At 61.8% G+C, this 18,889-nt stretch carries 20 protein-coding genes and 1 riboswitch; of the genes, 5 read left to right on the forward strand and 15 right to left on the reverse strand.

Annotation, left to right across the window (positions count from 1 at the left end; all coding sequences use genetic code 11):
• Positions 1 to 4: 4 nt before the first annotated feature.
• From HWE04_RS10550 to cyoA, 5 genes are all read right to left on the reverse strand, one after another.
• Positions 5 to 850, reverse strand: coding sequence for an SURF1 family protein (locus HWE04_RS10550; protein ID WP_241812366.1), 846 nt, complete (start codon positions 848 to 850; stop codon positions 5 to 7).
• Positions 847 to 1,323 (reverse strand): cytochrome o ubiquinol oxidase subunit IV, encoded by a 477-nt coding sequence (cyoD, locus tag HWE04_RS10555; RefSeq protein WP_006462265.1) that lies wholly within the window; start codon positions 1,321 to 1,323, stop codon positions 847 to 849. The genes HWE04_RS10550 and cyoD overlap by 4 nt, the downstream gene beginning before the upstream one ends.
• The gene (gene cyoC, locus HWE04_RS10560) at positions 1,320 to 1,946 is read right to left on the reverse strand and encodes a cytochrome o ubiquinol oxidase subunit III (protein ID WP_077238011.1); all 627 of its coding nucleotides are present in this window, start codon (positions 1,944 to 1,946) and stop codon (positions 1,320 to 1,322) included. The genes cyoD and cyoC overlap by 4 nt, the downstream gene beginning before the upstream one ends.
• Entirely contained in the window at positions 1,939 to 3,942 is a 2,004-nt protein-coding gene (gene cyoB, locus HWE04_RS10565; protein ID WP_077238012.1) for a cytochrome o ubiquinol oxidase subunit I, read from the reverse strand. Before cyoB ends, cyoC begins: the two co-directional genes overlap by 8 nt.
• Before the next feature lie 76 nt (positions 3,943 to 4,018).
• Positions 4,019 to 4,951 (reverse strand): ubiquinol oxidase subunit II, encoded by a 933-nt coding sequence (gene cyoA / locus HWE04_RS10570; RefSeq protein WP_241812367.1) that lies wholly within the window; start codon positions 4,949 to 4,951, stop codon positions 4,019 to 4,021.
• A 160-nt stretch (positions 4,952 to 5,111) separates the two neighbouring features.
• On the opposite strand from cyoA, the gene HWE04_RS10575 reads away from it, so the two are divergent.
• Positions 5,112 to 6,455, forward strand: coding sequence for an MFS transporter (locus tag HWE04_RS10575; RefSeq protein ID WP_241812368.1), 1,344 nt, complete (start codon positions 5,112 to 5,114; stop codon positions 6,453 to 6,455).
• A gap of 102 nt (positions 6,456 to 6,557) precedes the next feature.
• Here HWE04_RS10575 and HWE04_RS10580 read toward each other — a convergent pair whose 3' ends face one another.
• The gene (locus HWE04_RS10580; protein ID WP_241812423.1) at positions 6,558 to 7,715 is read right to left on the reverse strand and encodes a zinc-binding metallopeptidase family protein; all 1,158 of its coding nucleotides are present in this window, start codon (positions 7,713 to 7,715) and stop codon (positions 6,558 to 6,560) included.
• A gap of 162 nt (positions 7,716 to 7,877) precedes the next feature.
• On the opposite strand from HWE04_RS10580, the gene HWE04_RS10585 reads away from it, so the two are divergent.
• Entirely contained in the window at positions 7,878 to 8,174 is a 297-nt protein-coding gene (locus tag HWE04_RS10585; RefSeq protein WP_241812369.1) for a YciI-like protein, read from the forward strand.
• Between the two features lie 82 nt (positions 8,175 to 8,256).
• A riboswitch (Fluoride riboswitch) is annotated at positions 8,257 to 8,330 on the forward strand.
• A 92-nt stretch (positions 8,331 to 8,422) separates the two neighbouring features.
• Entirely contained in the window at positions 8,423 to 9,727 is a 1,305-nt protein-coding gene (locus HWE04_RS10590) for a voltage-gated chloride channel family protein (protein WP_241812370.1), read from the forward strand.
• A 65-nt stretch (positions 9,728 to 9,792) separates the two neighbouring features.
• Here the strand turns inward: HWE04_RS10590 and HWE04_RS10595 are convergent, their stop codons facing one another.
• A complete protein-coding gene (locus HWE04_RS10595) occupies positions 9,793 to 10,098 on the reverse strand; it encodes a hypothetical protein (RefSeq protein WP_241812371.1) in 306 nt (101 codons plus the stop codon).
• 134 nt (positions 10,099 to 10,232) lie between these two features.
• The gene (locus HWE04_RS10600; protein WP_241812372.1) at positions 10,233 to 10,511 is read right to left on the reverse strand and encodes a helix-turn-helix domain-containing protein; all 279 of its coding nucleotides are present in this window, start codon (positions 10,509 to 10,511) and stop codon (positions 10,233 to 10,235) included.
• 273 nt (positions 10,512 to 10,784) lie between these two features.
• Between HWE04_RS10600 and HWE04_RS10605 the strand changes: the two genes are divergently transcribed.
• Positions 10,785 to 11,651: a DUF296 domain-containing protein gene (locus HWE04_RS10605; protein ID WP_006462274.1), complete on the forward strand. Its 867-nt coding sequence runs from the start codon at positions 10,785 to 10,787 to the stop codon at positions 11,649 to 11,651.
• A 54-nt stretch (positions 11,652 to 11,705) separates the two neighbouring features.
• On the opposite strand, the gene HWE04_RS10610 is transcribed toward HWE04_RS10605, so the two are convergent.
• From HWE04_RS10610 to HWE04_RS10640, 7 genes are all read right to left on the reverse strand, one after another.
• Positions 11,706 to 11,987, reverse strand: a complete 282-nt coding sequence (locus HWE04_RS10610) for a BrnA antitoxin family protein (RefSeq protein ID WP_006462275.1) — start codon at positions 11,985 to 11,987, stop codon at positions 11,706 to 11,708.
• The gene (locus HWE04_RS10615) at positions 11,974 to 12,240 is read right to left on the reverse strand and encodes a BrnT family toxin (RefSeq protein ID WP_241812373.1); all 267 of its coding nucleotides are present in this window, start codon (positions 12,238 to 12,240) and stop codon (positions 11,974 to 11,976) included. Before HWE04_RS10615 ends, HWE04_RS10610 begins: the two co-directional genes overlap by 14 nt.
• A 152-nt stretch (positions 12,241 to 12,392) precedes the next feature.
• A complete protein-coding gene (locus HWE04_RS10620) occupies positions 12,393 to 12,761 on the reverse strand; it encodes a response regulator (RefSeq protein ID WP_006462277.1) in 369 nt (122 codons plus the stop codon).
• A gap of 82 nt (positions 12,762 to 12,843) precedes the next feature.
• Positions 12,844 to 13,797, reverse strand: a complete 954-nt coding sequence (locus tag HWE04_RS10625; RefSeq protein ID WP_241812374.1) for a chemotaxis protein CheX — start codon at positions 13,795 to 13,797, stop codon at positions 12,844 to 12,846.
• 34 nt (positions 13,798 to 13,831) lie between these two features.
• A complete protein-coding gene (locus HWE04_RS10630; RefSeq protein WP_241812375.1) occupies positions 13,832 to 14,464 on the reverse strand; it encodes a hypothetical protein in 633 nt (210 codons plus the stop codon).
• Positions 14,461 to 15,186 (reverse strand): methyl-accepting chemotaxis protein, encoded by a 726-nt coding sequence (locus tag HWE04_RS24545; RefSeq protein WP_446719222.1) that lies wholly within the window; start codon positions 15,184 to 15,186, stop codon positions 14,461 to 14,463. Before HWE04_RS24545 ends, HWE04_RS10630 begins: the two co-directional genes overlap by 4 nt.
• 64 nt (positions 15,187 to 15,250) lie before the next feature.
• Complete coding sequence (locus tag HWE04_RS10640; protein ID WP_241812376.1) at positions 15,251 to 17,686, reverse strand: ATP-binding protein; 2,436 nt, start codon at positions 17,684 to 17,686, stop codon at positions 15,251 to 15,253.
• Positions 17,687 to 18,099: 413 nt separating this feature from the next.
• Here HWE04_RS10640 and HWE04_RS10645 point away from each other — a divergent pair, with 413 nt between their 5' ends.
• Complete coding sequence (locus tag HWE04_RS10645; protein ID WP_006462288.1) at positions 18,100 to 18,885, forward strand: SDR family NAD(P)-dependent oxidoreductase; 786 nt, start codon at positions 18,100 to 18,102, stop codon at positions 18,883 to 18,885.
• Positions 18,886 to 18,889 lie beyond the last annotated feature (4 nt).

An 18,889-nucleotide genomic window follows, 5' to 3' on the forward strand; every position in this document is an offset into this window, starting at 1 on the left:
CGTGTCAGCCCTTGGAGCGGGCGTCCTGGATGCGCTGGCGCCAGCGGCGCTCATCGCGGATCACCCAGTAACCTGCGCCCAGCGACATCAGGGCCAGGGCATACCAGGTCAGGGCGTAGACCAGGTGGCTGTTGTGGAAGGCGATGACGGTCAGGCCACCGACCGGTTTCTGCGCGTCCGGTGCCACGGCGGCGTTGGCTTCGGCCGAAGGCTTGTCGGCATCCACGAAGTACGGTGCCACGCCCGACAGGCCACGCGCCTGGGCGATGGCCTTGACGTCGCGTGAATACCAGCGATTCTGGGCTGCGTCATTGCTGCGCAGGAAACCACCACCCTGCTCGCTCATGCGCAGTAGCCCGACTACTTGTGTGCTCTGGCCGGCCGGTGCATCGGCCAGGCCGTTGGCATCCAGCTTGAGCGGCGAGACGTTGACAAAGCCGCGATTGATCAGGACCAGCGTGCCATCGGCCAGCTGCAAGGGCGTCAGCAGCCACGCACCGCTGCCCAGGTCGGTGCTGGCCTGCACGGCCACGGTCTGGCTGTAGAGGTAGCGGCCGGACAGGCTTACGCGGCGATATTCGTCACGTTCGGCCGAGACCTGCGGCCATTCCTGGGGGCCAGGGGCGGGCACGGGTGCAGCATGCACGCGGGCATCGACCTTGGCGATCAGGTCCAGCTTCCATTGCAGGCGGTAGACCTGCCAGCTTCCCAGCGCGGCGAAGACCAGAAAGAAAAATCCCGCCAAAAGGGTCAGCAACAGCAGGCTGGCCTTTGTGCGGGATACCGGAGCGGCTTGCGCCGCTCCGCTTTCTTTGCCCTGCTTCACGCCTTGATTCGGCGTCGGGCTCATTTCGATTGGGCTGCGCCGTGTTGCATACCCTGCATGCCCTGCATCGATTGCGGGACAGTTTCGGTCGGCATGTTTTCCGGCGACATGGTCGGCATCATGTTGTGGTTCAGGTGATACATGACCCACAGCGAACCGGACAGGGTGATGACCACGATGACGATGGTGAAGATCATCGCCAGCATGTTCCAGCCACCTTCGGACTTGCCGTTCATGTGCAGGAAGTACTTGATGTGGACCACGATCTGCACGGCCGCGAAGGCCAGCAGCACGATGCCCAGCGTGGCCGAGCTGGAGATGGACTTGTTCATCACCATCCAGAACGGGATCGCGGTCAGGATCACGGCCAGCACGAAGCCGGTGACGTAATCCTTCATCGTGCCGTGGGCGGCGTGGTCGCCATGACCATGACCGTGGCCATGGTCATCGTGGTGGCCCATCGGACGGGCCGGGTGTTCTTGGTGGCCGCGGCTCATGGCAGGACTCCCATCAGATAGACAAAGGTGAAGACACCGATCCAGACCACATCCAGGAAGTGCCAGAACATCGACAGGCACATCAGGCGACGGCCGTTGGCTTCGGTCAGACCATGCTTGTTGATCTGGAACAGCAGCACGACCAGCCAGATGATGCCGAAGGTGACGTGCAGACCGTGGGTACCGACCAGGGCGAAGAACGAGGTCAGGAAACCGCTGCGGGTCGGGCCGGCGCCTTCGTGGATCAGGTGCAGGAACTCATACAGCTCGAAGTAGATGAAGCCGGCACCCAGCAGACCGGTGATGACCAGCCAGATGATGGTGTTCTGCTGCTTCTTGGCCTGCATGGCCAGCATGGCGAAACCGTAGGTGATCGACGACAGCAGCAGCAGCGCGGTGTTCAGCGCCACCAGCGGCAGGTCGAACAGCTCGGCGCCGGTCGGGCCGCCTGCGTAGTTGCGGCCGAGCACGGCATAGCACGCAAACAGGCAGGCGAAGATCAGGCAATCGCTCATCAGGTAGATCCAGAAGCCCAGCAGGGTGCCGTTCTCCGGATGGTGATGGCGGACGAAATAGCGCGAGCTAGGCGTCGCGTCGGCCGTGTGGTTGATTGCTTCAGACATGGCTATTCAACAGACGTGTGCGCTCTGCTTCGACACGGACGACTTCGTCGGCCGGGATGTAGTAGTCGCGGTTGTAATTAAAGGTGTGGATGATGGTGGCGGCAACCAGTACGACGAAGATTGCCACGGCCGGCAGCCACATGTGCCAGATCAGGGTGAAGCCCAGCACTGCCGACAGCGCAGCGATGATGAAGCCGGCACCGGTGTTCTTGGGCATGTGGATTTCCACGAAGTCACCCAGCGGACGCTGATACTTGTTCTTCTTCATGTCAGCCCAGGCGTCGTTGTCATGCACGACCGGGGTGAAGGCGAAGTTGTAGACAGGCGGCGGCGAGGAAGTCGACCATTCCAGGGTACGGGCATCCCACGGGTCGCCGGTGACGTCGGCCAGCTTCTTGCGATCGCGGATGGAGACGGCGATCTGGATGATGAAGGAACCGATGCCCAGGGCGATCAGGCCAGCACCCAGCGCGGCGACCACGAACCAGATCTGCAGCGACGGGTCGTCGAAGTGGCTCATGCGACGGGTCACGCCCATCAGGCCCAGCACGTACAGCGGCATGAAGGCCAGGTAGAAGCCCACGAACCAGAACCAGAACGAGCACTTGCCCCAGAACTGGTTCAGCTTGAAGCCGAAGGCCTTCGGGAACCAGAAGTTGATGCCGGCGAACATGCCGAACACCACGCCACCGATGATGACGTTGTGGAAGTGAGCGATCAGGAACAGCGAGTTGTGCAGCACGAAGTCGGCAGGGGGAACGGCCAGCAGAACGCCGGTCATGCCACCGATGACGAAGGTGATCATGAAGCCGATGGTCCACAGCATCGGCACTTCGAAGCGGATGCGGCCACGGTACATCGTGAAGAGCCAGTTGAAGATCTTGGCACCGGTCGGGATCGAGATGATCATCGTGGTGATGCCGAAGAACGAGTTCACGCTGGCGCCCGAACCCATGGTGAAGAAGTGGTGCAGCCACACCAGGTAGGACAGGATGGTGATCACCACGGTCGCATAGACCATGGAGGTGTAGCCGAACAGACGCTTGCCGCTGAAGGTCGAGACGATTTCAGAGAACACGCCGAAGGCCGGCAGCACCAGGATGTAGACCTCGGGGTGACCCCAGATCCAGATCAGGTTCACGTACATCATGGCGTTGCCGCCCATGTCGTTGGTGAAGAAGTTGGTGCCGAAGACGCGGTCCAGCGACAGCATGGCCAGCACGGCGGTCAGCACCGGGAAGGCGGCCACGATCAAGACGTTGGTACAGAGCGAGGTCCAGGTGAAGACCGGCATCTTCATCATGTTCATGCCCGGGGCGCGCATCTTGACGATGGTCACCACCAGGTTGATGCCGGAAAGTAGTGTCCCTACCCCGGCCACCTGCAAGGCCCAGATGTAGTAGTCCACCCCCACGTCAGGGCTGTACAGGATGCCCGACAGCGGCGGGTAGGCCAGCCAGCCGGTGCGGGCGAATTCGCCCACGAACAGCGAGGCCATCACCAGCAGTGCGCCGAAGGTGGTCATCCAGAAGCTGAAGTTGTTCAGGAACGGGAAGGCCACGTCGCGCGCACCGATCTGCAGGGGCACGACGTAGTTCATCAGACCCGTCACCAGGGGCATGGCCACGAAGAAGATCATGATCACGCCGTGGGCGGTGAACACCTGGTCATAGTGGTGCGGCGGCAGGAAGCCGGCGTTGTCGCCGAAGGCGATGGCCTGCTGTGCGCGCATCATCACCGCATCGGCAAAGCCACGCAGCAGCATGACGATGGCCAGCACGATGTACATGATGCCGATGCGCTTGTGGTCGATACTGGTGAACCAGTCGCGCCACAGCATGCCCCACAGGCGATATTTGGTGAGCAGGCCCAGTACCACTATGCCGCCCAGCGCCACCATGGCGAAGGTACCGATCAGGATCGGCTCATGGTATGGAATCGCTTCCAGACTGAGGCGACCGAAGATCAGCTTTATCAGGTCAAAATTGTCAGACATCTTTACTTCCCGGGGAAAAAGGAAATTGGGGCGCAGCGGTGTTCTGCTGCGCTGATACGGCTACCAGGCAAGGAAATCATTCAGCCTTTTGCTGGCCCGGTTTCACGTTCAGGTCGGTGGCCATCATCTTGTCCATGCAAACTGTGTTGGCAGCCACGCAGCGGTTCACGATGGCGTGGAACAGGTTCGGCTCGACGCTGCCGATCAGGCGGGCAGGCTCGCGCTCGCTGGGCTGTTCCAGTTTCAGGTACTCGGCACGGTCCAGCTTGCTGGAGTCAGCCTTGGCCTTCTGCACCCAGGCGTCGAAGCCAGCCTGGTCCAGGCCGTGGAACTTGAAGCGCATGTGCGAGAAGCCGGCGCCGCTGTAGTTGGCGGAGAAACCGTCGTACTCGCCGGCCTTGTTGATGACCGCGTGCAGCTTGGTTTCCATGCTCGGCATGGCGTAGATCTGGCCGGCCAATGCAGGGATGTAGAAGGAATTCATCACATTGGACGCAGTAATTTTGAACTGGATGGGAACATCCACCGGCGCGGCCAACTCATTGACAGTAGCGATGCCTTGTTCCGGATAGATGAACAGCCACTTCCAGTCCAGCGCCACCACTTCCACCACCAGCGGCTTGACCTGCGGAGCCAGCGGACGCTCGGCGTCGATACGCGAGAGCGGACGGTACGGGTCCAGGGTGTGGGTGGTGATCCAGGTCAACAGGCCCAGGGCGATGATGATCAGCAGGGGTGCACCCCAGATGACCAGCTCCAGACGGGTCGAGTGATCCCAGTCCGGCTCGTAGGGAGCAGAAGTGTTGCTCTTGCGATAACGCCATGCGAACAGCAGCGTCAAGATGATCACCGGAACGATGATGAGCAACATCAAGGCGGTCGAGATGACGATCAGGCGCGCTTGCTGGTTAGCGATGTCGCCGGAAGGATTCATCACGACGGTGTTGCACCCAGCCAACAAAAGCGCAGGAAGCAGGAGCAATCCGCGACGAAGGATTTGAGAAACCATGAAGGAAAATTCCAGTCGTATGTATCAGAGCGTGGTAATGTAACGCCAATAAAGTGTGTTGGCGATTGGACGTTTTGTCCCACCCTGTCAGCTGCCACCTGCCAGGTTGGGATTAGTAGTACGTACTGCGACTAAACCTCTAACAGTGGGAGACAAAGCCATGGCAAGCACCAGCATCCACAACAGTCAAGGTTCGGGTGAATTCAGACCGCAATCGGACCAACCTTCCACTTCCCACGACCACGCCAGGATCGAACCCGGTGAAATCGCCGTCGGCGTGGTCATCGGACGAGCGTCCGAATACTTCGATTTCTTCGTCTATGCGCTGGCTTCGGTGCTGGTGTTCCCGACCCTGTTCTTCCCCAACGATCCGAAACTGGAAGGCACGCTCTACTCCTTCGTGATCTTCTCCTTCGCCTTCCTGGCCCGCCCCATCGGGACCACGATCTTCATGGCGATTCAAAAGCACTACGGCCGAGAGGTGAAACTGACGCTGGCGTTGTTCATGCTCGGCTTTTCGACTGCGGGCATTGCCTTGTTACCAACTTTTGATCACATTGGCGTCTGGGCGATCATCTTGCTCTCGCTTTTACGAGTTGGTCAAGGCCTGGCGTTGGGTGGCGCATGGGATGGCCTGCCTTCGTTGCTGGCGATGAACGCTCCGGAGCACAAGCGTGGCTGGTACGCCGCACTGGGCCAACTGGGCGCGCCGCTGGGCTTCGTCGTGGCAGCCAGCCTGTTCGCCTACATGCTCTCCAGCCTGACCACGGCCGATTTCCTCGAATGGGGCTGGCGTTATCCGTTCTACGTCGCCTTCGCCATCAACGTGGTCGCCCTGTTCTCACGCCTGCGCCTGGTCTCGACGCCGGAATACGCCAAGCTGCTTGATGAACGCGAGCTGGAACCGGCCGGCGTGGTAGAGCTGGCCACCACCCAGGGCCGCAACATCATCATCGGCGCCCTGGCCGCGCTGGCCAGCTATGCCCTGTTCCACCTGGTGACGGTGTTTCCGCTGTCGTGGATCAAGCTGTATTCGCTGCGTGAAGCCGCCGATTTCCTGGTCATCCAGATCTGGGGCGGCCTCATCATGGCGGTGGGCATCGTGGTGTCGGGCCTGGTCGCTGACCGCTTCGGCCGCCGCAACACGCTGGGCTCCATGGCCTTGCTGATCGCCATCCTCTCCGCCTTCGTCCCGAGCCTGATGAATGGCGGCGAATCGGGCCAGAACACCTTCATCCTGATCGGCTTTGCCCTGCTGGGCTTGTCCTACGGCCAGGCAGCCGGCGCGGTGACCGCCAACTTCAAGACCCGCTATCGCTATACCGGCGCGGCCTTGACTTCAGATCTCGCCTGGCTGGTCGGCGCCGGTTTCGCACCGCTGGTGGCATTGGGATTGTCGGCCCACTTCGGCATGGCCTACGTGAGCTTCTACCTGCTCTCCGGCGCCGTAGGCTCGCTGGCTGCGCTGAGCCTGAACCGTGCACTCGAAGCCAGGGAGGACTGAACCATAGGGCCAGGCCGCAGCAGCGGCCCGCCCAAAGAAAAACCCGGAAGCTGCTTCCGGGTTTTTTTATGGCTGCGCACCCGAAGGCCGCATGGCAATGCACTATGCCGCCTGCTCCTGCGCCGCAGCCATGCCCACCTTCCGCTTCCCATTGACGACCTCATGAACGAAGCGCAGCTTTTCCAATACTGGCGTGGTCAAGGTGAAGGGATAGGAATCCGGCATTCCGATGCTGCGGTTCAGACTGTTGAGCACATAGGTCAGCGCAAACCACTCCCGCGCCAGTTCGTCGAACGAGCCCGCCGCCACTGGCGGCGCCTTGATCACCAGCTTCTGCTCGCCCTCATGACGCGGCCTCAGCTGCACGCCGCAGGCATAGGCCGTCTCCAGGGTATCGAACATGTGAAGATAATGCGCCCAGGTCTCGGCCCAGTCCTCCCAGGGATGGCTACTGGCGTAGGCGCTGACGAAATGTTGATCCCAGTCCGCGCGCGGACCGTTCTCGTAATGCGTTTTCAACGCCTCGCCATAGTCCTGACGCTCGTCACCGAACAGCTCCCGGAACGGCGCCAACCACTCCGTAGGCGCAACCAGCCGGTCGAAATAATAGTGACCACTCTCATGCCGGAAATGCCCCAGCAGCGTGCGGTAAGGCTCGGCCATCTGCTCCCGCGCCTGCTCCCGATAGGCGGGATCGGCCTCTGCGATGTTGATGGTGATGACACCGTCGGCATGCCCCGTCAGCACCCGTTCACCGTGCGGCAGATCCTGCATGAACTCGAAGGCCAGCCCGGCCTCCTCATCCTCCATCTTCGGCACCGGCTGCAACTGCAAGGTCCACAGCGAATGCAGCAGGCGCCGCTTGGCCGTTTCCAGCCGACTCCAGAGCACGCGATTATTACCCTCCTCCAGATTGGGGATCACCCGCGTCAGACGGCATGAGGCGCACAGCTCATGGGGCTCGCGCTCGTCCAGCATCCAGTTGCAGATGTTTTCACGCCAGTAGTTCAGGCACTGCTTGAAGACCCGCCCTTCGTTCTCCGGCCTGACGCTGCGCCAGCGCCCGGGGCCAGGTTCGGCCACCGCCTCCGCTGCCTCCGCTGCCACCTCACCATCCACCGGCTGTACCGGCTCCAGCGGCGAAAAGCTGGCAATGGCCTGCAATTGCGGCTGATAACCCAGCATCCAGCCGCAATTCCCGCAGACCGTGTTCTCAAAAAAGACCTGCATTCCACAATTGTCGCAATGAAAGGTTTTCACCGGTGCTCCCCTGTTATTGGTCATGGCCACGACCGCACTGGTCGCGGTGGTCAGGCGTTTGAAGGGCAATTCGCCGATACGTTCCTGCAGCTTAAATGTTTGCCAAGTGCAGGCTTCTTCAGCGATGCTATCCACCTTTTCCACGCAGACCGGAGCCCCATCATGCTTTACCTGCTCAGCTATGAATTCGTCGGCGACTATCTGGAACGCCGCACCGCCCTGCGCCCCGCCCACCTAGACCTATGCCGGCAAGCCGTGGCCCGCGGCGAAATGCTGGCCGGCGGCGCTGTCGGCAATCCCCCGTCCAGCGGCCTGTTGCTGTTCCAGGGGGCGGCCGGACATGCCGAAAACTTTGCCGCCGCCGATCCCTATGTCACCCAGGGTCTGGTCACGCGCTGGCAAGTGCAACCGTGGACGGTGGTGGTCGGCATCCCGGAACTGGTGCCGGACCCGCTATAAGGCCCGGATTGAGCGATAAGGATCGCGAGACATCAACCCCGATAGACATTATGTTGTCGATCTGACGCAAACTTGTTACCATCGGCGTCAAGGAGATGGCATTCCTCCTCAAACCGCCACCAACATCATGTTGGGGCTGATGATGCCTACAGTGACCTGGCGACCCAGGGCTGTAGGCGCGCACCTTCATCTTTCATGCGCTTCCTGCGCTCCGTGTTTCCAGGCTGGTTCACTATAATCCTGGCAACATGAAACATTACAAATACCCCGAACAGCTCTATCTGCTGCCCTACATCGTCAAATGGTGCCTGATCGCCTGCCTGATCGCCGTACTGGCAGGCTCGGCCTCCGCCTTTTTCCTGTTCTCGCTGGAGTACGCCACGCAATGGCGCCAGGGTCATCCCTGGATCATCTGGCTGCTGCCCCTGGGTGGTTTTATCGTGGGCTGGCTCTATCTGCACACCGGCAAGCCGGTCGAAGCCGGCAACAACCTGCTCATCGATGAAATCCACGACCCCAAGAAGGTGATCCCCCTGCGCATGGCGCCACTGGTGCTGTTCGGTACCGTGATGTCGCACCTCTTCGGCGCCTCCGTCGGGCGCGAAGGAACCGCCGTGCAGATGGGTGGCGCGCTGGCCGACCAGCTCACCCACCTGCTGCGCCTGCGCACCGAAGATCGCCGTATCCTGCTCATGGCCGGCATCAGCGCAGGCTTCGCGTCCGTCTTCGGCACCCCGATGGCCGGCGCCATCTTCGGGCTGGAAGTGCTGGCCATCGGCCGCATGCGTTATGACGCCATCCTGCCCTGCTTCATCGCCGCCATCGCCGCCGACCAGGTCGGGCTGGCCTGGGGCGTGCATCACACCCACTACCTCATGAGCGGCAGCGCCCCCGTCGCCTTATGGAGCGTGGCCGCCGTGATCGCTGCTGGCGTGGTGTTCGGCCTGATCGGTATGGTCTTTGCCAACAGCACGCATCGCCTGTCAGCCTTCATGAAAAGCCGCATCGCCTATGCGCCGCTGCGCCCCTTCGTCGGTGGGCTGATCGTGGCGCTCGGGGTATGGGCCATCGGCACTGATCGCTACATCGGCCTGGGCATTCCGGTGATCGTGGAAGCCTTCCAGCAGCCGCTGGCACCCTGGGATTTCCTAGGCAAGATGGTTTTCACCGTCACCTCGCTGGGCAGCGGCTTCAAGGGCGGCGAAGTCACGCCCCTGTTCTACATCGGCGCCACCCTCGGCAATGCCCTGGCACCGCTGCTGCACCTGCCCTTCTCGATGCTGGCCGGTATCGGCTTCGTGGCCGTCTTCGCCGGTGCGGCCAATACGCCGATTGCCTCTACCATCATGGCCATCGAATTGTTCGGCCCGGAAATCGGCCCGTTTGCGGCGCTGGCCTGCGTGGTCGCTTACCTGTTTTCCGGCCATACCGGCATCTACCACGCGCAACGGGTGGGCTGGGCCAAGCATGGTTTGCTGCCCAAGGGATTGAAGATCGGGGAAGTCAGGGCCTACAAAGCGAAGAAATCGGCTGAGCCGACCAACGAAGGCTGATCGGCGAGACTGCATTGCAAGTATTGGTGAGGGGGCAACGGAGTGCTGCCCCCTTGGATGCGGCGTTATTGCGCTTCTACGGCATTAGCGACGTCGATGTGGTCTTCGGCCACCTTGGCCAGCATCTTGCAGGCGGTGATCGTCAGACGCAGCAAGACTTCCCTGTCAACCACTGACAGCAAGGGCTTGCCATCGATAGCCTCCGCGTCGCTGAATGCGATCAAGGAAAGCAAGGTGGAGACGCCGCCACCTATATCCAGCGAATAGTCAGCCAGGGTTTTCTGATGCGACGGGGGCGTATCGGCGCGATGCCAGGAGAACGAACGAAAGATCGGGGACGAGTCAGGGACGTGCGAACACTTGTCGGACATGGTTTCTCCGGTAAGAAGGATTATTGAATGTCGTGGGTGTGTTCGAGTCGCCAAACTCGATCCCATGTGCGATGGGATGGCGGAGACTAGCAAGCATGATGCGCTAGCGTCAAGGCAGGATCGCCAATTGCCTATCAGAAGTCCAATTGTTCCTTGGAGATACCCAAGGCGACTGCAATCCTTGAAATCGTAGATGTTCTCGGCCTCAGGGTCTTCTCATATTTTGCATAGAGCGCCTGGCTAATCCCGAGGCGTTGCGCGACGACCGCCTGTGTCAGCCCCAGATGCTCGCGCCATGCCTGTATCGGCGTCAAGCCGTCCATGGTCGCACCCACTACTTCATTGGGAATCCGATTACCCTGCCCGCCGTAACGTGGAGTCCGGATCATTGGAATGTTGTTAGCGGCCTTCATCTCGCCTCGTCATGTTCTGGAGAGTTGTCTCATCAAGGCCAAATATAGCCGCGCTGCGACTTCTGGGCAGATAAAGCTGACTTCAGGAAGAAATTCTCGTCACTTCCACTACTGAGCAATTGAACATCCCACCCGGTGAAACTCCTTCCGGTTAAAAACATTCACCAGCAATCCCACGCAGAACGCAGGATAATTCACCACACCAGCCGCCTACGAACCGGCTATCCGACGGCCCACCAAAGCCGCACCCAGACACCTTAGCCAGGAGACCGCATGCCCACCCCGCAAGCCTTCGCACGTACCGTCCGCCATCCCGGCCCGCCTGAACCCGAACGCATCGTCAGCCTGGAAGGCCAGGCCATGCAGCTTGATTTCACCCTGGAGGCGGGCCTGAGCCTGCGCGACGCGATCAGCATCCCGCTCTCGCGCGCCGGGCTGGATGGCGGTACCGTGCGCTTTTCCAATCTGAAGATCGCCGCGCTGCACTTCCTCATGCCCGCGCTGGCAGTGGACGACCAGCATGCCGCCTTCTACAGCGCGCCGCATGCGATGGAAGAAGGCACCGTCATCGAATACGCCTGCGCCACCTATGGACGCAAGGACGGCGAGCCCTTCGTGCATTGCCATGCCATCTGGCGTGGTCGCGATGGCCAGCGCCAGGGCGGCCACCTGATGATGGAAAAGACCATCGTCGGCCAAGCCGCACCGGCCCAGGCCTGGGGTTTGCACGACGCCACCATGGCCACGCGCTACGATCCGGAAACCAATTTCACCCTCTTCTACCCCACCCGCCTATCGGACCAGGCCGTCGTCGCCACCGGCAAGCGCGTGGTGCTAGCCCGCATCCGGCCCGACCAGGACCTGACCCTGGCCGTTGAGCAGGCCTGCGCCGCCCACGACATGCGCAACGCCATCGTGCGCGGTAGCGTGGGCAGCATCATCGGCGCCGAGTTCGAGGACGGCCGCGTACTGGATGACCGCGCCACGGAAATCCTGATCCGTGCCGGGGAAGTGCGGGATGGCATCGGCCGCCTGGATATCGGCCTCGTCAATCCGCAAGGCCAGGTCTGTGAAGGGGTGCTGGCGCGCGGCTGCAATCCGGTGCTGATCTGCTTTGAGCTGGTGCTGGAAGAGCAGTGAAACTACACGAGCAGTGAAGACAGACGCGGTCGCGCCATCAATCACCGTCCATGGTCATTGGTGTTGTGTCAGCCATTCGCGCAGGGCACCGTTCATGCGGCTTTGCCAACCATCGCCGCCGCGCTTGAAGGCTTCGACGATATCGACGTCGAAACGCATTGTGACCTGCACCTTGGAGCCGCTACCTGCGGGCCTGCCGCGTCCCCGTGCAGGCCGCAACGCAGCCAGTTGGGCCGGACTCAACGGCTGTGCATCGGGATCGGACAGCGCCGCAGCGGTGATCTGCGCGTCTTCCGCGGGGGTGGGCAGGATGGTTCCCTGTTTAAGCTTCGGCATATCGATCAATCTCCCTTTTGTTCGCTTTGCGCAGACTGATGATCCTCCTGGCAAACGCGCGTTGCACATAGACCACCACGTGAAGTCGCAGACCGATGTAGGCGATCGCGATTTCCCGCTGTTCGCCGTAGTCGATTCTGTCATCAAGCGTGATCAAGGCGCTCTCCCATTCGATAGCCGCGGCTTCTGCGAGCGAAACGCCATGTTTGTGTTTGTTGATGGCGTCTTTATGAGGATCGAACAGGATTTCCATCAATTATTGTAGCTACATATAATCTCCTTCGACAAGCATTATTTGTAGCTACATTTAATTGGAACCGGGTCTGTCAAAAACAATTCGGCCTGCATTGCAGGCCGAATTATCAGTGGTGACTCGCAGGGGACTTCAGCGATGCAGGAACAAGCTTACGCCCCCACCAGCTTCTTGAAAGTCGGCAGCACCGCCTCCCCCTTGAAGGGTTTGACGATCCAGCCCTTGATGCCGGCGGCCTTGCCGCGTTCCTTCATGATGGGCGAGTTCTCGGTGGTGAGCATGATGATGTTCACGCTGGCATTGCCCAGTTCGCTGCGGATCTTCTCGGCCATGGTCAGGCCGTCCATGTTGGGCATGTTCACGTCGGACACCACCAGCTTGATGGCCGGGTCGCCCTTGAGCTTGTTCAGGCCGTCGCGGCCGTCCACGGCCAGCGCCACGTCCAGACCGTTCTTCTTGAGGAAGTCGCCGACTTCGGCGCGCACGGTGCTCGAATCGTCCACTACCAGGATTTGTGCCATGTTGAATTCTCTTTCACTAGGATTGTTTCAATGAGGGGATGAGGGAAATGGGGGGCTGCAATCTTCGCCGCGGGCAGCCAGGTCAGAACAGTTCCAGCTCGCCCGATTCGAACAGTTCCTCCACCGAGGTCTGGTTCTCGCGGAAATCCTCGGGCGACCAGGACAGGTTGAAGATGAAGCGCTGCAGCAGCACCAGCGGCACGCCGTCGTCCCCGCGCAGCACGTACTTGAAGCACAGCTGCGCATCGTCCGAGCCGAAGGAGATGTAGCGATGCTGGTGGTTGATGATGATGGGCACCTGGCTCAACTGCTGGATGGGCTGACTCTGGTTGATGAAGCGGTTCTTGAACCAGCCCCAGATCAGGTTGGTCAGTTCGCCCAGGGCATTGTTGAGATGGCGGAAATCATCAGCCGCTTCCGGTGCCAGCGCCCGCAGGGTCTTCTGCTCCGCCTGCAGCATCATGTAGCCACGGCACCAGCTGCTCTCCAGCGGGATCAGGGTAAACACTTCACCGAAGATGATGCGGTCACGCACCAGATAGGGCTGGTCGATCTCCACCTGCATGCCGGGGAACTGGCTCTCCAGCACCATGCGGCTGATTTCGGCGATACCCCGCACCAGGGCATTGGGGTAGCGCTGGCTGAAGATGGAGGCCGCCACGGCGGGGGCCAGGGCTTCGATGTCGTCGACGCGGTAGACGGCGCTGAAGAGTTCGCTGTCGCGCTCGGCCAATGGCGTGTCGGCGCTCTCACGGCGGCGACGCAGGAAGATCGGCAACTCCGGGCGCACCTCGCGAATGCGGCGGGCCAGGCCGCGACCGCCCTCGCCCAGACCGGCCAAGCTCTCCGAGAGCATGATGCCGCCCAGGTCGACATTGCTGCGCAAGACCGCCATGACGTGTTCTTCATGCGCCTTCAGGCCGACCAGCTGATGCCGTTCGCAAAAGGACTTGATGGTGTCGTAGCAGTCGGCGTCACGGTCCAGGACCAGGACCTTGCTGGTGATGGTGTTGTCGAGGCTGGCGCTGGCTTGCATGATGGTGTGGGTTCCCCGGATCGTTGATGGAGGTCTAGAACAGTTCGAGTTCGCCGGTGGTGTCTGCCTGCTCTTCGGCCGACACGGCAAAGTCCAGCCGGTCATAGGCCGATACGCAGAGCGAGACATGCAGCCGGGGCGACTGATCGATGTCGATGGCGAAGTGGCGCACATGGGCGTGCCCGAGCTTGTGCAGGTAGTGCAGGCACTGGGTGTCGATGACATTGGGCGTGGACATGCCCAGGTGCGGGAAGAAGCGCCCCAGCTCGCGGTTGAAAATGCCGCAGCACAGGTTGCCGCACTCGGCCAGCGCGTCCATGAAGGCCTGCTCGCCCTCTGCACCCGCTGCGCCCCCTGCCCCCACCTCAGCCGCACCGTCACCCGCGAGCCGCGCAAAGTGGCCCTTGGTGGCGGCGTCCGGCGTGAAATGGAACATCACCATCAGGCGGAACAGGTAGGAGGAAATGGTGAGCACCACCATCTTCTTTTCCGCCAGATCGTCCACCTCGACGGCGGTGATCACCGCATCGGCGCCGGCGGGGACCACGCTGCCGCGCAGGGCCTGCTGCAACAGGGTGTCGAAGCCATCGCGGGCGCTGGCGCTGATGCGCTCGTCGGCGATGCTCTGGGCCACGGCCTGCAGCTCGTCCATGTCGTTGGCGCTCATGCCGCCTCGGCCAGGGTTGCCCTGGTCTTCTTGTTGATCAGGTCCAGGCCGATGACGGCGCCCATGATCATCTTGCCGCCGGCCTGCAGGTCCTGGAAGGTGGTGGTGGTGATCAGGTCGTTCTGGTACAGGTTGGCGCGGTAGCTCTTGGAGAGTTTCTCGGCCCGCTGCGCCAGGTCGCGCACCTCCTGCGCCACCACGGCGAAGCCGCGCCCGTGCACGCCGGCACGGGCGGCCTCGATGGAAGCATTCAGGGCCACGATGATGACCTGGTTCACGATCAGGGCGAACTCGTCGTTCATGCGGTGCATGTCGCGATTGTGGGTGATGAGTTCGTTCATGTCGTCGTGCCAGCGCTCGAAGGTCCGCACCAGGCCCAGCAGCTTGCCGATGGTGTCCTGGGAGGCGTCGCAGTTCTGCATCACGCGCGAGAGGCTGTCGGTTTGCTGCTGGTTGAAGCGGGCCAGCATGGCGTCGCTCTCGTGACGCATCTCGGCCATGTGGCGCTCGGCGGCCAGTTGCTGCTGCTCCAGCTGCTGCTGATGGACGGCCCACTGCTCTTGCTGCTGTGCCAAGGTCGCCAATGCCTGGTCGCGGGCCTGCTCCAGCTGGCCGGCATCGAACAACTGCCCGGCGCGACGCTTCTGCCGTAGCCACAACCAGGTCATCGGCAGCCCGGCCAGGGCGGCGCCCAGCGCCACCAGGAGGATCGAATTGAACATGCTCATCCGTTTTTTTGCTTCCGCGTTTGCTTCTCTTGCTTGGGTGCCCGATGCCGGTCGGCCCTCAGGCCACCTGGGGATTGCCGTCCTGCGGCGACAGCGCGACCGGCACCGTCGCCTCCTGGCCGGCCACCGGGTAAGGCACGTCGATGCCATCCACTTCCACCGCCACGCTCTCGGGCAGCGTCACGATGATCTGGAAGGGGCGGAAGGCGGCGCCTTCGTTGGTATCGGCAAAGCGGATTTCGATCTGCCCATGTTCGCGGGTGACGAAGTCCAGCACCGCATCCATGCCCACGCCACGACCTGAAACGTCGGTCACTTCGCTGCGGGTGGAGAAGCCCGGTTGCAGGATCAGGCGGGCGATCTCGGCATCCGACATGGCCTGGTCCACGGTGATGAGCTGCTTTTCGATGCCGATCTGGCGCACCTTTTCCAGCGCCAGACCACGGCCGTCGTCGGATAGCGCCAGCTGGAACATGTCGTCCATCACACCCGTCTCCAGCTTGATGGTGCCGGTCTCGGGCTTGCCCTTGGCGGCCCGCTCCTGGCGCCCTTCCAGGCCGTGATCCATGGCATTGCGGATCAGGTGCATGAACACGTTCTGCAGCAGCGGTGCGGCAAAACTATGGACCACGTAACCGTTGTCCTCGATGTCCACGACCGGTGCCGCCTTGTCCAGGTCGGCCGCCAGCGCAGGCAGCGAATCGGTGATCGGGGCCAGCACGTCGGCGATGGTCTCGGTACCCAGCAGGCGCAGGGTACGGCGCACGTCGTTACGCACGGCCACCAGTTCGTGCAGGTTGGCGGTGTTGACGTTTTCCAGGCGCTGCAGGCTTTCCTGGATGTGCTTGCGGTCGATGGTCAGGACCTGGCGCTCGTAACCCGGCAGCACCTGTTCGCCAGGGCTGGCGGTGCTGCTGCCCCGCCCCAGGGTCACCTCATTGATGCGGGCGTAGCGGTCGATGAACTCGCGCACCTGGGCCAGTTGCTGCAGCAGTTCCTGCTGGTTCCACACGGCGCCGCTGGCCGGGTGGCGCAGGTCGTCGTAGTGCTGTTCGGCGTGGTGGACCACGTTGGCCAGGTGCAGCAGGCCATAGGTGCGGCCATTGCCCTTGATGGTGTGCATGTTGCGGAACAGCTTGGCGATGGCGAAGGCGGTCGCTTCCGGGTTCTGGTGCACGATCTGCTCGTTCTCGTCCAGGAAGCGGCGCGCGCTGCCGATGAACTCGGCGAACTTGGGCGCGGCCACGGCCAGGATTTCACCGATCATTTCCAGTTCGCGCTTCTGTTCGTTGGCTTCCGCCGCCAGCTGGCGCAACTCGGTCACGTCACGCACACACAGCATCAGGCGGATCACCGTATCGCTCTCGTCGGTGATGGGCGACCAGGACAGGTCCAGGATCTTCTTGCTGCCGTCGGCCATGGTCTTTTCGATCTCGCCCACCATCAGGTGTTCGTTGAACTCGAAGTTCATGACGTCTTCGCCGATGCAGGCGCCGCCGATGGCTTCGATCTGCGACAGCGTGTCGGCGCCCAGGTTGGTATTGGCAAAGACCAGCTCCATCACGTCGCGGCCGGCGATGTCGGTGGTCTCGAAGACGGTTTCGAGGAAGGCCGAGTATTCCGGGTGGATGCGGTTGCCGTCGACGATGGTGAGGATGCCCTGCGGGATGTTCTGCAGCATGGCCTGCATGTCGGCGGTCTTCTGGCGCACCTGGGCCGAGGCTTCTTCGATCTTCTCCACCATGCCGTTGAAGGCGACGATGGAATGACCCACCTCATCCATGCGCTGCACCGGCAGACGACGGGTGAAATCCTGGCTGGTGGCGATCTCGCCCATCATCGCCGCCATGCGGCTGATGGGGCCGGTGATCTGGCGATACAGCAGGAAACCGATGCCCCCCAGCAGCAGCACAGCCATCACTGTGACCACGCTGATGGTGGTGGTGGTCTGGGCCAGCTTGCCGTTGAGCGAGGCAATGGCATTGTCCTTGAAGCGGTTCTTTTCGATGCGCAGGGTGTTGACGATGCCTTCCAGTTCGCTCTGGTACTGCATCACGCCGCCGAAGAACTGCGCCTGGGCGATCTCGTTCTTGCCGGCCAGCTTGAACTTGGCGGTGGTGTCGATGGCGCCGAAGTAGTTGTCCAGGCTTTCCCTGGCCTGTTCGATCAGGCCACGCTGGGCGACGCCTTCAGCCTGCTTGGCCTGGGCCGCCAGGGCCTGTTCCAGCACGGCCTTCTTTTCGGCCAGCTTGTCGTTTTCCTGCGCGACCAATTGGGTATCGCTCTCGGTGACCATCACCATGGCCGCCAACTGTACGTCCTTCAACTGCCCCATCAGGTCGGACGAGGCCAGTACGCTGGGCATCACGCCTTCGGTGACGGAACGGACCTCGACGGCGCTGCTGCGCGACTGGTACATCGCGTAGCCACCAATGCCGGCAATGGCGACGAAGGTAAGTATCACCAGGAGCGTGATACGCATACGGATGGTCATGGAATTCCCCTTGAGATGGCGGTGAACCGGTGTTGTCATTTGCTTCACATTCGTCCCTGGAACATGAACAAATGAGCGACCGGTCTGGATGCGGGGCGCATTGTTGCATTGAAGTATTACTGCTACGTGACAATCCATTTGTGACAAGCGACGCAGGGAAGAGCTCGCATTCAGGCCGCGGCAGCCAGTGAGAAGGCCGGTCTCAAGCGGCAGGAGATACTCCCCCGCGACACGGGCTGAGACAGCGTCTTCCTACAGCAGCTTGGGGAGCTGTCCGATGTCCCGATGGCGGGCCATGGCCTATCGTTGGCTATCGTCAGGCACTGGCATCCTGGTTCTACCCTGGTCTTCCTGTTGTTCAGGCTGCCTGCCATCCACCATTTCTATTTCCTCAGATTTGCAAAGGAGTCCGCATGCATCCACTGAACCCTTCCCATCTGCAGCGTTTCAAGGACAAGGTCGTCATCGTCACCGGCGCGGCTTCCGGTATCGGTGAGGCCACTGCGCGGCGGTTTTCCGATGAAGGTGCCCAGGTCTTGCTGGCCGACCGCAATGCCGCGGCGCTGACCAAGGTCTTCGATTCGCTGCCGTCGGAGCGCACGGCGGCCCGCGAGACCGACGTTTCCCGCCACGAAGACGTGCGCGAGATGGTGGCCTTCGCCATCGAGCGCTTCGGTCGTCTGGATGTGCTGGTCAGCGATGCCGGCATCTTTGCCGAAGGCAACGTCACCGAAGTCAGCCCTGAAGACTGGCACCGCGTCCAGGCCACCAATGTGAACGGCGTCTTCTACGGCGCGCGTGAAGCCATGCCGCACCTGCAGAAGACGCGCGGCTGCATCGTCAACGTGGCCTCGGTTTCGGGCCTGGGGGCGGACTGGAATCTGTCGGCCTACAACACCTCCAAGGGCGCCGTGGTCAACCTGACCCGCGCCATGGCCATGGACTTCGGCCGCAAGGGCGTGCGCGTCAATTCGGTCTGTCCCAGTTTCACGCACACCGCGATGACGGCCGATATGGAAGACGACCCGGTCCTGCAGGACAAGTTTGCCGAGCGCATTCCCCTGGGCCGTGGCGCCGAGGCGCAGGAAATCGCCGCCGTGATCACCTTCCTGGCCAGTCCCGATGCGGCCTTCGTGACCGGCGTGAACATGCCCGTGGATGGCGGGCTGACCGCCTCCAACGGCCAGCCACCACAGTGAAATG

The organism is Herbaspirillum sp. C7C2, from assembly GCF_022627865.1.
Classification (GTDB): Bacteria; Pseudomonadota; Gammaproteobacteria; order Burkholderiales; family Burkholderiaceae_D; genus Herbaspirillum; species Herbaspirillum frisingense.